The organism is Streptomyces xanthochromogenes (assembly GCF_014650455.1).
Taxonomy (GTDB): Bacteria; Actinomycetota; Actinomycetes; order Streptomycetales; family Streptomycetaceae; genus Streptomyces; species Streptomyces xanthochromogenes.
This window is the reverse complement of record NZ_BMUZ01000011.1, coordinates 147,745-162,047: the sequence shown is the minus strand read 5'-3', so window position 1 is coordinate 162,047 and position 14,303 is coordinate 147,745. Positions and strand designations below refer to the sequence as shown.

Annotated in this window: 15 protein-coding genes; 6 read left to right on the top strand and 9 right to left on the bottom strand. The window is 71.4% G+C overall.

From position 1 onward, the window contains the following. Positions 1-7: 7 nt before the first annotated feature. A complete protein-coding gene (locus IE267_RS27280) occupies positions 8-1,414 on the bottom strand; it encodes a lipase maturation factor family protein (RefSeq protein WP_189765048.1) in 1,407 nt (468 codons plus the stop codon). A gap of 601 nt (positions 1,415-2,015) precedes the next feature. On the opposite strand from IE267_RS27280, the gene IE267_RS27275 reads away from it, so the two are divergent. Beyond that, the gene (locus IE267_RS27275) at positions 2,016-2,420 is read left to right on the top strand and encodes a peptidase inhibitor family I36 protein (protein WP_167160180.1); all 405 of its coding nucleotides are present in this window, start codon (positions 2,016-2,018) and stop codon (positions 2,418-2,420) included. Positions 2,421-2,496: 76 nt separating this feature from the next. Here IE267_RS27275 and IE267_RS27270 read toward each other — a convergent pair whose 3' ends face one another. The 4 genes from IE267_RS27270 to IE267_RS27255 all read right to left on the bottom strand — a co-directional run bounded on the left by IE267_RS27270 (position 2,497) and on the right by IE267_RS27255 (position 5,899). Then, positions 2,497-3,072, bottom strand: coding sequence for a TerD family protein (locus IE267_RS27270; protein WP_161257884.1), 576 nt, complete (start codon positions 3,070-3,072; stop codon positions 2,497-2,499). 143 nt (positions 3,073-3,215) lie between these two features. Continuing rightward, entirely contained in the window at positions 3,216-4,220 is a 1,005-nt protein-coding gene (locus tag IE267_RS27265; protein WP_373304594.1) for a trypsin-like serine peptidase, read from the bottom strand. Positions 4,221-4,328: 108 nt separating this feature from the next. After that, on the bottom strand, positions 4,329-5,201 hold the full coding sequence (locus IE267_RS27260; RefSeq protein WP_189765046.1) for a polyphosphate polymerase domain-containing protein: 873 nt from the start codon (positions 5,199-5,201) through the stop codon (positions 4,329-4,331). Beyond that, positions 5,198-5,899, bottom strand: a complete 702-nt coding sequence (locus tag IE267_RS27255) for a DUF4956 domain-containing protein (protein ID WP_189765045.1) — start codon at positions 5,897-5,899, stop codon at positions 5,198-5,200. Before IE267_RS27255 ends, IE267_RS27260 begins: the two co-directional genes overlap by 4 nt. Before the next feature lie 308 nt (positions 5,900-6,207). Between IE267_RS27255 and bla the strand changes: the two genes are divergently transcribed. Further along, positions 6,208-7,197 carry a class A beta-lactamase gene (gene bla / locus IE267_RS27250; RefSeq protein WP_189765044.1) on the top strand — a complete coding sequence of 330 codons (990 nt, stop codon included), beginning with the start codon at positions 6,208-6,210 and terminating at the stop codon, positions 7,195-7,197. A gap of 77 nt (positions 7,198-7,274) precedes the next feature. Here bla and IE267_RS27245 read toward each other — a convergent pair whose 3' ends face one another. Beyond that, entirely contained in the window at positions 7,275-7,814 is a 540-nt protein-coding gene (locus tag IE267_RS27245; RefSeq protein WP_167160190.1) for a uridine kinase family protein, read from the bottom strand. Positions 7,815-7,990: 176 nt separating this feature from the next. Here IE267_RS27245 and IE267_RS27240 point away from each other — a divergent pair, with 176 nt between their 5' ends. The 3 genes from IE267_RS27240 (at position 7,991) to IE267_RS27230 (ending at position 10,091) form a co-directional block, all read left to right on the top strand. After that, positions 7,991-8,320, top strand: coding sequence for a cupin domain-containing protein (locus IE267_RS27240; RefSeq protein ID WP_161245991.1), 330 nt, complete (start codon positions 7,991-7,993; stop codon positions 8,318-8,320). A 315-nt stretch (positions 8,321-8,635) separates the two neighbouring features. Next, entirely contained in the window at positions 8,636-9,112 is a 477-nt protein-coding gene (locus tag IE267_RS27235; RefSeq protein ID WP_189765043.1) for a hypothetical protein, read from the top strand. A 166-nt stretch (positions 9,113-9,278) separates the two neighbouring features. Then, complete coding sequence (locus tag IE267_RS27230; RefSeq protein WP_189765042.1) at positions 9,279-10,091, top strand: phosphodiesterase; 813 nt, start codon at positions 9,279-9,281, stop codon at positions 10,089-10,091. A 38-nt stretch (positions 10,092-10,129) separates the two neighbouring features. Here the strand turns inward: IE267_RS27230 and IE267_RS39760 are convergent, their stop codons facing one another. Continuing rightward, on the bottom strand, positions 10,130-11,215 hold the full coding sequence (locus tag IE267_RS39760; RefSeq protein ID WP_229861449.1) for a hypothetical protein: 1,086 nt from the start codon (positions 11,213-11,215) through the stop codon (positions 10,130-10,132). A 284-nt stretch (positions 11,216-11,499) separates the two neighbouring features. Here IE267_RS39760 and IE267_RS27220 point away from each other — a divergent pair, with 284 nt between their 5' ends. After that, positions 11,500-11,838 carry a thioredoxin family protein gene (locus IE267_RS27220; protein ID WP_189765041.1) on the top strand — a complete coding sequence of 113 codons (339 nt, stop codon included), beginning with the start codon at positions 11,500-11,502 and terminating at the stop codon, positions 11,836-11,838. A gap of 60 nt (positions 11,839-11,898) precedes the next feature. On the opposite strand, the gene IE267_RS27215 is transcribed toward IE267_RS27220, so the two are convergent. Both IE267_RS27215 and IE267_RS27210 read right to left on the bottom strand, forming a co-directional pair. Beyond that, complete coding sequence (locus IE267_RS27215) at positions 11,899-12,771, bottom strand: class I SAM-dependent methyltransferase (RefSeq protein WP_189765040.1); 873 nt, start codon at positions 12,769-12,771, stop codon at positions 11,899-11,901. 73 nt (positions 12,772-12,844) lie between these two features. Beyond that, a complete protein-coding gene (locus tag IE267_RS27210; RefSeq protein WP_189765039.1) occupies positions 12,845-14,113 on the bottom strand; it encodes a PP2C family protein-serine/threonine phosphatase in 1,269 nt (422 codons plus the stop codon). Between the last annotated feature and the right edge of the window lie 190 nt (positions 14,114-14,303).

Below are 14,303 nucleotides of genomic sequence, written 5' to 3'. Positions count from 1 at the left end.
GCCGGGGTCAGCGAAGCGTCGTCGGGGGCAGGAATTCGCGCGGCGCCTCGCGGTGCCACCACGCCCCGGTCGTACGGAGTTCCTGCCACGTCGTGAAGCGATAGCGCCATACGCGGGCGCGGACGAAGACCGGCGGGGCGTCGGGAAAGGGGTTGTGCCGCAACAGGCGGAGCGTATCGGGGTCGTTGACCAACAGGCGTTCCACGAACGCGCTGAACCAGGAGTGCCCGTAGGCCGGTGAGAGCGCCAAGAACCAGAGCAGCCAGTCGAGCCGCAGATGGTACGGGGCGAATTGGCGGGGCATCCGCCGTACATCGCCGGGCTTTCCATGGAATTCGTATTCCCGCCAGACCGTACGGTCCGTGACCGACTCGTCCGCCGTTCCCTCGATGACGACCTCGTGCCGAATACGCGTGATGCTTCCGAAGGCCCCGTACGAATTCACCAGGTGGAGCGGCTCGTACGTGGTGTTCATCCGCTGGCGGCGCGACAGCAGATTGCGTGCCGGACGATAGCTGAGCGCCAGGACGAGCACGGCCACCAGGGCGGCCACGATCTCGTACCAGAGGGGCGGACGGGGGAGGGAGGGCGGGGACGCGAGGGGGGAGCCGTCGAGCGCGGAGGTGGCGAGGACGACGGTAAGCCAGTTGAGCCAGGCGAAGTTCCCGGAGAGCACCAGCCACAACTGGGTGAAGATGATCAGGCAGGCGGCGATGCTCGCCACCGGCTGCGGGGTGAACAGGGCGATGGGCACCACGAGTTGGACGACGTGGTTGGCCGCCACCTCCACCCGGTGCAGCGGCTTCGGCAGATGGTGGAAGAACCAGCTGAGCGGGCCGGGCATCGGCTGGGTCTCGTGGTGGTAGTACAGGCACGTCAGATCGCGCCAGCACGGATCACCGCGCAGCTTGATGAGTCCGGCGCCGAACTCCACCCGGAACAACACCCACCGCAGCAGCCACATCAGGATCACCGGCGGGGCGATGTCGTCGTTCCCCAGGAAGATGGCGAGGAACCCGGCCTCCAGGAGCAGTGACTCCCAGCCGAAGCCGTACCAGGTCTGGCCGACGTTGACGATGGACAGGTACAGCGCCCACAGCACGGCCCAGCACAGCATCGCCGCCCCGAGCGGCAGCGCATCGGCCGCTCCCGCCACCACGGCCCCGGCCAGCGCCGCGCCCGACCACGCACACAGCGCGAACAGCCGGTCGGAGTAACGGAGTTGGAACAGGCTGGGCGCACTGCGGAACGGCACGCGCCGCACGAAGGCGGATACGGGAAGCATCCCGCGCTCCCCGATGAGCGCCCGGAACTGCAGGGCCGCCGCGAGGAACGCCACCAGATAGACGGCCGCGAGCGAGCGTTGGAAGACCAGTCGGCCGAACCAGTACGCCGATGACGAGAACCACTGCACGGCGGGGCGCCTCCAGGTCGGGGAGCGGGACGGCGGGTAAACAGCAGGGGAGTCCGCGCCCCCTTCGTAGCGGGGATCCGGGAGCCGGTCGAGGCGGCCGTCTTCCCCTTCACCCGCCCGCTGCACAACCGTGATCATCGGAAAAGGCGGGGCAGGGCGTCGAACACGGTGGTGCGGCGTGGAACCGTGGTGGGGCGCGAGAGCGGCACGCGATCGCATCGCGCCGACCGTGTCGGGACGGACCCGTCGGGCATGGCCGTTTCGCCCGCCGGGCCGCGCGGGAATCGCACGGCGCGCACGGGGCCGGTCGCCTCGCGGAACGCGGGAGGAATCTCCCGGCACGGGAGAGGGGCAGCCTGCGGCGTTATCGCGACAGCCGAATTACCCCTCGTCGACGATCGGTGTCCGTGCGAGGGTCTTTGCGTCGTGGACCGGGGCGACGGGGGCTGCCGGGTGGCTGTGCCGCCGGTTCGACAAGCCGGTCGAATGTGCCAACTGTGCGCTGTGCCGCGCGAATTGGGCCTCCGTGTGCACGGCACGTTCCGAACGCGGCACGAGGGCCTGTACCGGACCGGCCCCACACATCCCCAGGGGAATCACCATGGCAATTCGCAAGGCAACCAAGGCCGTACTCGGCGTCAGTGCCCTGGCGCTCTCGTTCGTGGCCGCCGCCTCCGGCGTCGCTTTCGCCGGCCCGCACGACAACAACGGTGCCACGGTGACCGGAGTCGCGGGGGTCAGCCCCAATGAGGGCTGTACACCCGGCTACTTCTGTATCTACACGGGCACGGACTACACCGGAACCATGTTCCGGATGTACCACTGCGCCGAGTACAACCTCAACAACTGGAACGGCGTGGGTTCCTGGATCAACGACAACACCGGCGGTGCGCACGCGCTGATCCAGGACCGCAACTACAACACTCTGGTCGACACCGACCCCACCAACAATTGGTACAACGGCAGCTACAACTTCGCGCCGGCCTGGCACGTCAAGGCGTGCTGACGCCCTGACGGGCCGTGTGGGGGGCGCTGTGTCGCAATCCCACACATGGACCGGCCACACGGGGTGGCCGTCGGCGTCAGACGTTGACCCCGTAATCGGAGGCGATACCGGCGAGCCCGGACGCGTACCCCTGGCCGACGGCGCGGAACTTCCACTCGGCGCCGTGCCGGTAGAGCTCCCCGAAGACCATCGCCGTCTCCGTCGAGGCGTCCTCGCTGAGGTCGTAGCGGGCCAGCTCGGAGCCGCCCGACTGGTTGATCACGCGGATGTAGGCGTTGCGCACCTGGCCGAAGTTCTGGCCGCGCGCCTGGGCGTCGTGGATGGAGACCGGGAAGACGATCTTCGCGACGGGGGCGGGGACGGCGCTGAGGTCGATGTTGATGGTCTCGTCGTCGCCCTCGCCCTCGCCGGTGAGGTTGTCGCCGGTGTGCTGCACCGAACCGTCGGGGCTGGTCAGGTTGTTGTAGAAGACGAAGTGGCTGTCGGAGAGCACCTTGCCGCTCTCGTTGCACAGCAGCGCGCTGGCATCGAGGTCGTGATCGGTGCCGGTGGTCGTCCGCACGTCCCAGCCCAGGCCCACCGTGACGGCCGTCAGGCCGGGGGCTTCCTTGCTCAGCGAGACATTGCCGCCCTTGCCGAGACTCACGCCCATGTCGTTCCTCCGTGGTTGTGCCGGTTCCGTCGTCCGGTTAGAACGTCCGGAACGCGGCTACGGTTCCACGATTGCGCAATTCCTGAAGCGTCGGCCGGGCTGTTCGAGGCGTGGGGCACGACGCGTCGATCGGGCGGCGTCGGTCAGGAAGCGGGGCCGGCCGGAGGCGCGCCGGTGGTGGCGGCCTTGTACAGGGCCTGGGTGGCGGGGCCGAAGTACGCGCTGTAGGAGACCTGTGGGGTGTTGCCGCCGGTGTGATAGCCGCCGATGACCCCGATCACGCCCCAGCCGCCCGGCCGCGCCACCAGCATGGGTCCGCCGCTCGTGCCGCCCACGAAACCGGCGCAGGCGATGCGCTCGAAGGTGCCCGGGTCGGCCGAGTCGTCGCTGGCCCACTTGGTGGTCTTGCTCAGACACTCCAGCGGCTTCTGTGCGCCACCGGGGTAGCCGATCATCCGTACGGGGGCGTGGGAATAACCGGAGCCGGTGAGGAGCTCGACCCCGCCGGCCGCGTCCTCAAGGCGTTGCCCGTCCTGGTTGGCCTCGGTGACCGCGAACCCGAAGTCGTAGGCGGCGCCCGCGTGTTCGCCCTTGTCGTAGTACTGCTGCGAGACGTAGACCCCGTTGTCCTGGACGGGGAAGATGCCGAAGGGCGTGAGCCCGTCGTGGTACTGCGGCACGAAGGCGAGATGACGCTTGGGGGAGCTGCCCGAGTACCCCATCAGACAGTGCCCGGCGCTGAGCACCAGGTTGCGGCCGGGGCTGCGCACCACGGAACCGCTGCACGTGCGCCCCGTACCGGAGGCGTCCGTCCAGAAGAAGGTGCCCGCCTGCGGGATGCCGTCGAAGCTCTTGCTCGGCGGGATCACCTCGCCCGGCCTGGGGCCGTCCACGGTCGGCTCCGTGGTGCGCGCCGCCATGGATTCGTCCTGACCCGTGTCACCGGGGCCTGTGCCGCCCGGCCCCGTGTCGCCGGGTCGTGCCGCCGTCATACGGGCCGCGGTCCAGAAGCCGCTCAGCTCCGCGGCGTCCGGCCCGGGCGTCGACGGGGCCCCCGCCGCGAACGCCGCAGGAGTCAGTCCGGCGGACAGCAGCACCGTGGCCGCGAGCACGGCCGCATGTCGGATGTTCCTGGTCCTGCGCACCATCAATTCCTCTCCGCCCGGACATATGTGACGGCCCACCATACGGGGGCTCCAAGGGTGTGCAGTAGAGCGCGAAGTCGCCCGGCGCGGCGCCGGGCGACCCGTGACCGGTCAGTGCGCCACCCGCCCGAACGCCTGGTGTGCGGCCCGCCGCCACCGGTTGCCGGGCAGCGTGGGACGCAGCACGGCGAGCGCCCCGCAGTACTTGGTGAACACGGCGGGCCGCACCCGATGGGCGTGCAGCAGCCGGTCCGCCTCCGTGAGGTGCGCGGCGGACTTCGTCTCGACGAGCACGAGACCGCCGTCGGCGCGCACCGCACGGTCATTGCTCAGATCGACGCACACCAGCCCGGCATCGCACGTGATGCGCTGCCCGTCCGCCACGAGTGTGATCCGGAGGTAGTCGGTGGAAAGGGAGGGCCCGAGCACGCCCGGCGCCTCCATCGCGTAGGCGCGGCGGAGTGTGTCGGCGAGGAACGCCTGCTGCGCGGCGCCGAGTGCGCTGTCGGTGCCGATGAGGGCGCGGCGGTGTTTGACGGTGTCGCCCCGAGCGCCCTTGAGCTTGATCTCGAACTGCCGCTCCCCGCTGTCCTCGTAGACACGCTCGCGGACCTTGAACCGCAGGCGTCGCCCCTGCCGGTGGTCGTGGAAGGAGCGAAGGTCCGGGGTGTCGTAGTACACCGAGTGGTAGCGGAAGGCGCGGCGGCCGTTGATGGCCAGGGCCTGGAAGGGGCCGCCCGCCCGGTCGGCCTCGGTGAGGCGGCCGACCACCCGGAGGAACGTGGGGACGGGCACCAGGTAGCTGCGGTCGAAACGGGTGAGCAGCGAGGACCGTGCGTTGAGCTCGGCCAGCGAGATGGGGTCGGCCCCCCACGCCGCCTCGTCGACCGCCCGCAGGGCATCGGGGGCCGGGGCGGAGGCCACGATCCGGGCGGGGGCGGGGGCGGGGGCGGGGGCGGAGGCCGTGGCCCGGGTGAGGCTCATGCGGTGTCCAGGGCGGGCGCGGCCGGACGCGGCACGTCGACGTGCCCCGGTGCCACGGACACGGACGGAGACACGGACGGAGACGGGGACGGGGATGTGGCTGTGTGGGGGTGGATGTGTGGGGACACGGAGGCGGCGGCCACGGGTTCGCGGTAGCGGACATCGACGACCATCAGATCCCGTACGAAGTCGATCTCCATGACCGTCCAGTGCAGCGGCTCGCCCATGCGCCGCGTGAGGTCGGCGCGCAGGGCCGTCGGGTTGGTGTGGACGGTGTCGAGGGTGATGACGGCGCGGCGGGCACGGGCGAAGAGGCGCGGGTGGTCGGCGGCGTACACGACCAGGAGCAGGACGGCGCTGAGAGCCGCGGCCAGGGCGAACCGGAGGTGGGGCAGGCCGCAGATGAGACCCAGCACCAGGGTGGTGAAGTAGTAGGCCACTTCCTCGTGTTGTACGGCGTCGGAGCGCAGCCGGATGATCGACAGGACTCCGAACAGGCCGAAGCCGAGCGCCGTCCCGCCGCGTCCGCCCACCTCGGTGAGGGCCGCGACGATGGTGAACAGGGCGACGTTCAGGGCGAGATACGCCGGCACGAGATCGCGCCGCCGGTGGCGCGGGTAGTAGATCGCGAACGTGAGCAGGCAGATGGCGATGAGGTCGAGCCCCAGATGGGCGGCGAGATGACGTAACGAATCCATGGCTCCGCTCCCGGTAGGCGTACGCGCGCATAGGTGTGCGTACGGGAAGAGAGCCCAGACTCTAGGAGGCCGCCAGGTGAACATTCGCGGACTTGTCGGTGAATCCAACGGAACGTTGATGTATTCGAGTGGTCATTGGCCAATTCCGGTGCGGCGGCGGCATGTTCGGCACTCTTGCGGTGGCCCGGTTCGTGATCCGCCGTGCTGCGTGCGTGTCCCTCCCAACAGGTGTCATAGGCAGTTCGCTATGGCCCCGTTCCGGGGACGCCTCTTGGACGTCGAGGGGGCACGCCTGTTCTTCTGGGGGCATGCGAGACAACACGACACGCCTTGCCGCCCTGCGCCGCTCCCCTGCGAAGTGGCCCGCCGCGCTGCTCGCCCTCGCGGTGCTGAGCACCGGGACCGCCTCCACCGCACAGGCGGCCGAAGCCGGGAACCGCACCACCGCCGCCGCCCCCTCGGGGCCGTCATCGGGCCATGGGGTCGGCACCCATGACGTGTCCGACGCACTGCGGCAGCTGGAAGCCGCCCACGACGTACGGATCGGCGCGTACGCCCTCGACACCGTGACCGGACGGACCGTCAGCTACCGCGGCAACGAAAGCTTCCCCTCGCTGTCCACCTTCAAGGCGATGGCATGCGCGGCCGTGCTCGACAGGGCGCGGCACGTCGAGCCGGGGCTCCTTGACAAGGTCGTCCACTGGAAGGCGAGCGACGAGGTCGCCAACTCGCCGGTCACCAAGGGGCAGGGCGGCAAGGGGATGACCGTCGCCGAGCTGTGCCGGGCGGCCATCACCCAGAGCGACAACACCGCGGGCAACATGGTGCTCCACCAGATCGGTGGACCTCAGGGCATGACCCGCTACTACCGGTCGCTCGGCGACCCCGTCTCACGTCTGGACCGCTGGGAGCCCGAGCTGAACGACTGGCAGCCCGGGGAGCACCGCGACACCACGGCCCCTGCGTCCATGGGGCGCGACCTGGCCAAGACCTCCCTGGGCTGTGGCCTGGCGCCGGCCGACCGGGACACCTTGAACACGTGGCTGCGCGCGACCGTCACGGGAGGCGAGCGCATCCGGGCCGGGCTGCCCAAGGACTGGACCGTCGGCGACAAGACCGGCACGACCGACGCGTACGGCTCCGCGAACGACATCGCCGTGGCGTGGCCGAAGTCGGGCCACCCCGTCATCATCGCGGTCTACACCAACCATGCGGTCGCGCAGGCCCCCGCGGACAACGCGGTGATCGCGAGCACCGCGTCGACGCTGGTGCGGGGGCTGGGGGTCCCTACCTCCTGACCGCCCGATCTCCTGACCGGAACTGCTCCCCGTTCCCGACGCGTGCTCGCCATCGAGATCCGGACGGCCTAGTCGGCCTAGTCGGTGGCGGCCGCCCACACTTGCCGGGCCAGGACATGGGGTGCCAGCGTGCCGTCGACGACCAGGTCGCACACATATCGCGCCGGCTCGACGTGCCGGTCGTGCGCTTCCCGGCGATGGTCCACATAGTTCCGCAGGAGCACATCGAGCGGGAATCCCTCGCTCAGACACTTGCGCCGGATCTTGCGGGCCAGGCGCAGATCGGCCGGCAGATCGACGAACACGTCGAAGCGGAGGTGCGGCGTCCGCGGGGCTGTGTGGTGGGCAAACATGCCGTCGACGATGACGTGTGGCGCGGCATCCAGGGCAGCGTCGGTGTCCCGAGTGAGGCGTTCGGTGTCCAGCGAGCGCGGGTCGCCCGCGTCCAGGCGCGGGGTCCCCGTCTCGTCGGGGGTCCACACGCCCCGCTCGGGGGTGCGGAAGTAGTAGTCGTCGCCGTGCAGGACCCGCACGGGCCTCCGGGGCGCGTCGGCCGCCAGGGCCATGGCCAGGGTCGTCTTGCCGGCCCCCGCGCCGCCGGTCAAGGTGAGCAGCATCCGGTCCTCCCCGATCCGTCGCGAGGGTCGATGATCGCACGCCTTCCGGCGCGTCCCGGCGTGCCGCCCGGCCGGGCTTCTGCGAGGGTCGCCCTGGTGCCGCCCGTGGCGCTGGGCCGGGCTCCCTCCGTACTGGGGCAACCCGGCACCCCCGTACAAGGAAGTGGGAGCAAGGCATGGAGAAGTTCTCCCTGGAAGCGATTGCCCGTGCTCAGCTGAAGGCCGCCCGGGACGCCGGGGCCGGGCGCAGCGCGTCCACCGTGATCGGCGGACACGAACGCGTGCTGCGCCAGACGGTCATGGCCCTGACCGAGGGGAGCACGCTCGGCGAGCACGGCCACGGGGGCGAGGCCACGTTGCTGGTCTGGTCGGGCCGGATCCGACTCGTCGCCGGGGCGGACACCTGGGAGGGCCGGAACGGCGACCTGTTGGCGGTGCCGGCCACATCCCACACGGTGGAGGCATTGGAGGACTCGGCGTTCCTGCTCACCGTCGCGATGGCCTGACTCCCTGCCTCCCCTGCCTCCCCGCCCCCTGCCTCCCCGCCCCCTGCCTCCCCGCCCCCTGCCTCCCCGCCCCCTGCCTCCCTGCCTCTTGCATTCCTGACGCGCGTGGGCGTCGAGCCGAGAAGGCGACCTCTCCGGGCCGCACCCGGCTCCGCCGCGCTCCCTTACGGGACGCCCCGCAGCGGGCCCTGACCCCGGGCCACGTGGGCTTCGTCCGTGCGGGCGATGAATGGGCGGCCCGCGGGGTCGACTCTGGACATGGCCGCAACAGGTGCGGTCGGGCCACGAGAACCCCGTCAGGAGAAGAGGACCGTCATGAACGCCGCCCGCAGCTCGCGCCCCGGCCGCAGCTCGAACTCCGCCCCCGCCCCCGAGGCGATATCCGCGGAGCGGCTGAACCACCCCCGCAGCCTGGTGGCCTTCCGCGGTGCGAAGGCGCTCGCCGGGGCCTACCTCGGCATCAGCGTGCTCACGCTGGCGGCCATCGCCCTCCTCCGCGACGACTCGGCGGAAGTGAACTCCGCCGTGTGGACACGGGGAACCATCGTGGTCGTCAGTGCGCTCGTGACGTTCCTGTGCGCCGTTCGCACGGCCCGCGGATCACGCTCGGCGTATCGCAGGCTCAGGATCATCTCTGCCGTCATGGTCGTGGCGATCGCGGCCATCATCGCTCTGCCGGGCACCTTCCCCGCCTGGATGAAGGCCGAACAAGCCGTCTGCGGGCTGCTTCTGCTGGCCGTGGTGGCACTGGTCAACGGCAGGCACGTGCGGTCGATCTTCGCCTCCCGCTGAACGCCGCGGCCCGACCGGGTCCGGGCAGTTCCCGACCGGCCCGACCGGCCAGGAACTGCCGGGACTCGCCCGGACCGGACCGGACCGGACGGGCACGACGCAGGGCGCGGCTTTCGCCCTCGGCGTGACCGGTTCCGGCGCCGGCGGGTTGGGGCAGCGTAAGGGGATGACCCTGGCCATCGCCCACCTCAGTGACCCGCACCTCACGTCCGGCCCGCTGTCCGGCGCGCCGGCCGAGGCACTGGCCCGTGCGCTCGGCCGGGCCCTCGCCCTGGGTCCACGACCCGACGCCGTCGTGATCACGGGGGACCTGACCGACCGGGGCCGTGCCGAGGAGTACGCGGTCCTGCGGGACGTCATCAGCGGGTTTCCCCTGCCGCTGCATCTCGTGGCCGGCAACCACGACGACCCCGAGCGCCTGCGCGAGGCCTTCGGCGGGACCGTCCACCTGGGCGGTGCGTGCGACACGCACTACGTGGTGGACCATCCCGCCTTCACCGTCGTCGTCCTCGACTCCACGGTCGCGGGCTCTCCCGGAGGCCGCCTGGGTGAGCGCCAACTGAGGTGGCTCGACGGGGTACTTGAGCGCAGCACCGGCATGCCGGTCTTCGTCTGTGTGCATCATCCGCCCGTCCCGGTGGGGATCGGATTCCTGGACGGCATGCGGATGGTGGACGGGGACGGCCTGGCCGAAGTGGTCGGCCGACACCCCCACGTCGTTCGAGTCCTGGCCGGCCATGTCCACCGTCCGGTCACCACGGCCTTCGCGGGCAGCACTCTGGCGGTCGCCCCCAGCACCCACCTCCAGAGCGGTCTGGCCCTGCGGGGCGAGGTCCCCAACTACTTGGCGGAACCGACCTCCTTCCTCCTCCATCTCCGTACGGAAGCCACGTGGGTCACCCACACCGTCCCGGTCACCCACACCGTCCCGGTCAGCCATGCCGCCGCCACCGTGGCCACGTGGACTTCGGGCACATGACATGGCTGCCGCAGTGTGGGTCGGGCGCTGGTGCGGGGTCAGGAGGAGAAGCCCACATGCACGTGATCGTGGTGGGTGTCGTCGGAGAAGAACTGGTTCGCCGTGGCGCCGCCCGCCAACTGCACCGGGCCGCCGACGTTGTACGAACCGGCCGCCGCCCCGGCCCGCATGAACCCGGTGATGAGACTGCGGGAGGTGGACGGGTCCACGACCGGCCGTCCGTCGATGCGCCACACGTCGAAGGCGCGGCCCAGGGGATGGTCGCTGGGCCGATCCGTGCCGAACACGTCCAGCGGATGGCCGGAGCGTACGACACTCACCGAAAGCCGGTAGGAGCCCGCGAGTCGGAGCATCGCGCGCAGCACGCTGTCGTGCACGGCGCCGCTGCGGATGTCGGCCACGGAGGCGGGTGGCAGCTCGATCCGGGACTGGGCGAGCACATCCCGCGCCGCCGGGCCCAGCGCCTTGGCGGGGCCGGGTGCCGCCGGGTGCAGGGCGGTGACGGCCCAGCCGCCGGAGTCGCGGCTGAGCCGCACGTCGACGGTCGTGCCCCCGTGGTGCACGGCCGAGCCGGCCAGGGTGGGCTGGTCGCAGACGACCAGTACGCTCGCGGTGTCGGACATGATCCCGCCGTACTGGGCGTCGATCACCCGCACCACCGCCGCGTCCGCCGATGGCGCCAACGACCCTGATGCGTCGGAGAGTTGCACCGCGAGCGACTCGGAGACACCCAGTGCGACGAGACGCGCCGCGGCCGCTTCCCGACCACTCTGCCCGGCCGACCACGTCCCCAGCGCCTCGACCAGGCGCACGGCGGCGAGCTTGGCGGCGGGCTCGATCTCGCCCGGCCCCGGCCGCCACGGCACGGCCTTGGACAGCGTGTCGGCAGGGCCGGACGGCGAACCGGAGGCGGACGGCGAACCGGAGGCGGACGGCGAACCCGTGGGTGAGGCGGCGGCTGACGGGCCCCGCGAGCCGCCACCCGACGAGGAGGGTGCGGGCGACGACTTCGCCCCGCCCGAACAGGCCGCGGCGCCCAGACACCAGGCGGCCGTGCCGAGGAGAGCCGAACGGCGCCCGAGGACTCCGGGCGGAGGCTCGCTGGGCGGGGGAGGCAGAACCATGGCCGGCTCCTCGGACGCGCGGGCGTACGGAAATGCCGTCAGTATCCGCCCACCGGTGCCCCGCGCCAGGCACCTCGCCGCACGGCCGACCGGATATGTATGTGTCGACCGGATCGCGGTTGCCGGGGCCCCGCTGACCGGGCACAGCTGACGCACTCATGTGGTGTGTGCGGAACGCGCCTTTCGCCGTGGGAGCCGGCCCGGGTCATCATGGGGGCGCAGTGCCGACCGGCGTGCTGCTCGTCGTACTCGGTGCAGCACGGAACGCAACACGAAGGAGCGCCATGGCCCGCAGGGTCCACCAACCGCTGGAGGACGGGGAGTTCGACTTCATCCTCGCCATGGCCGACGGCCCGGTGCTCGCCTACTTCAGCGGGACCTGGCCGAAGGCGGTCAAGGACTGCAAGGCGATGGACGTCGTCGTGGCCGAGGCCGCCGAGGAGTACGCGGGACGCCTGACCGCGGTCAAGGTCGACATGACGCGTTGCCCGGGTCCGGTGCGGCGCTACGGCGTGACGGCCGCGCCCTCCGTGGTCCTGATCAAGGGCGGCGAAGCGGTGGCGGATGCCACGGGCGCGATGGACGGCCCAGCGCTGAAGGCGTTCCTGGACAGCAACCTCTGAGCGATCGCCCGTCGGGAGCGGGGGGCGGTATCGGGAGAGTGCAGCCCCCGCGGCAGCCCGTCAGGCCCTGAGCGCGACGGTCACCACCAGGGGTGGCCGCTGCCGTTCCGCCGCCCAGTCGCGGCTGTGGACATGGTCCGGGTCGGCCACGCCGTCTGCCTCGTCGGGTGTCGGATGGTGCTGCGCGATGGAGCCGAAACCCGCACGTTCCAGCAGGACGGAGATGGCGGCGGGGGGCCAGGCGTGGTTCGGCATGGTCTGCCAGGTGCCGTCGGTGCGGCGCAGTCGTACGGTCAGGGCCTGGCCGGGACCGTAGACGACACCGGGTTCGCCGACCCGTAGCGAGGCGTACTCGACGCCGCTGCACGCCGGGTCCGTGGTGAGCAGGGCGAACGGCGCGCCCGGCCGCAGCAGCCGGTGGATCTCGCCGAACACGGCCAGAACCGTCCGCTCGTCGGGCAGCGAGGCCAGGACGTGGTTGCACATGGCCGCGTCCGCGCAGGCGTCGGACAGGCCGTCGGCGCGGCCGCCGGTGACCAAGTGGTACTCGGCGCCCGGCGTGCCCCGTTCGCGGGCCAGGGCGAGCATCTCGGGGGATGCGTCCACACCGATGATCCGCATGCCGAGCCGTCGGGCGGCATGCTCGGCAACGGTGCCGGGTCCGCAGCCGAAGTCGAGGAGCGACCCGCCCGTCCTGCTCACAGCGGCAAGGGCCCGGAACACGAACGGATAGCCGACCAGCCAGTCGGTGGCCGCGTCCACCGCCGCGAAGGCCCGCGCACCTTCGCGCCCCGACCACGCCCTGGCACCTTCCGCGGCCGACGCCGGACTCTCGGGCGCCGGCTGTGTGCCTGCGGGCGCCGCCCGCATGCCGTCGGCAGACGAGCGCCCGCCTTCGGGTGCGGGCCACTCACCTACAGGTCTCTGCCGCATGTGCTGCTCCCCTCTCTGGGCTGCCCAGGGGATGCATCTCGCTTCGCGGGGTCCTGCTTCCATCATCGAATCCCTACGGGCCGGACGCACCCCGTCGGGTGGGCGCGGGGAGCCGCTCGATGGCCACCATCGCCGCGTCGTCCCCCAGGGTCCCCGTCGGGGTGTGGGCGAGCAGGTCGTCGCGGAGGTGGCTCAGCAGGGCGCCGGGGCCGGTGCCGGTCCAGGCCGCCGCGCGTTCTGCCAGGGGGTAGAAGCCGCCCGCCTCGTCGCGCGCTTCGAGTACACCGTCGGTGTAGAGGAGCAGGATGTCGCCGGGCCCGAACGGGTAGCTCTGCATGGCCAGTTGGGACTCGGCAAGACCTGCGAGCCCGAGCGGCGGCGCCGGATGGTCCACCTCAAGGGGGATGACCCGGCCGCCCCGCAGGAGCAGGGGCGCGGGATGGCCGCAGCTCACCAGCTGGACGATGTGCCCGAGGTCGGGGATGTCGATGAGGGCGGCGGTGATGAACGCCTCGCTGTGATCATCGACGTCGACGTCGGCCTCGAAGCCATCCTCCGTTTCGGCGCCGGACCCCGGGCCGACCTGGGTGCCGGAGCCGGGGCTGGAGCCGGGGCGGCCATCGGGGCGGAAGGACGTGGTGGTCCGATGGGGCTGTGGGGAATGGTGGGACTGGTCCAGGTCCGGGGCGACGGCACGTTCGAGATAGTCGACAAGCCCAGGAAGGTCGGCCTCCTGATGCGCGGCCGCCCGGAACGCACCGAGCACCAGAGCCGCGTCCCCCACCGCCTCAAGGCCCTTGCCCCGTACGTCGCCGATGATCAGCCGGCTGCCGTGGGAGGTGCGGGCGGCGGCGTACAGATCGCCCCCGATCTGGGCATCCGCAGCGGCGGCCAGATACACGCTCGCGACGCGCAACGGCCCGAGCCGCTCGCGCAGGGGACGCAGCACGACCTGCTGGGCGGCCTCGGCAACCGAACGCAACTGCACGAGCTGCTTCTCGTGCACCTCGCGCAGGTGGGCGAACAAGGTCACGAACACCGAGATGAGGAGCAGCGTGATGATCTGGAAGGTGTGGTTGAGATCGGTGACACTGCCGCGCACCATCGCCACGACCACCTGCGCGAGGACGGCGACCGCGCCGATGAATCCGGTGGTCCGCGGCCCCGCGAACGACGCCGTGACGGCGGGGGCGGCGGCCAGGAACGGCCCGAGGTGCACATCGGGCGGTACGAGCAGATCGCCTGCCGTGACGAGCGCGATCATCGCGAACGGCACCGCGAGGAGTGCGTGCCGTGGCGCCAAGGAGCGGCGGCGGGCCGCGCGAAGTGCCTGAAGATCCATCACTCCTGAATACACCGCACGGCCACCCACACACGGCACGCCTGGCCGAGTGGGCTGCGAGCACACACGGCACGGCTGGCCGAGTGGGCTGCGAGCACACATCGCACGAGAGCCATGCACACACCGCGGTGCCGCACGTACATACGCCGGTGCCGTACGCACACACCGCGGTGCCGGGCACGTACACACC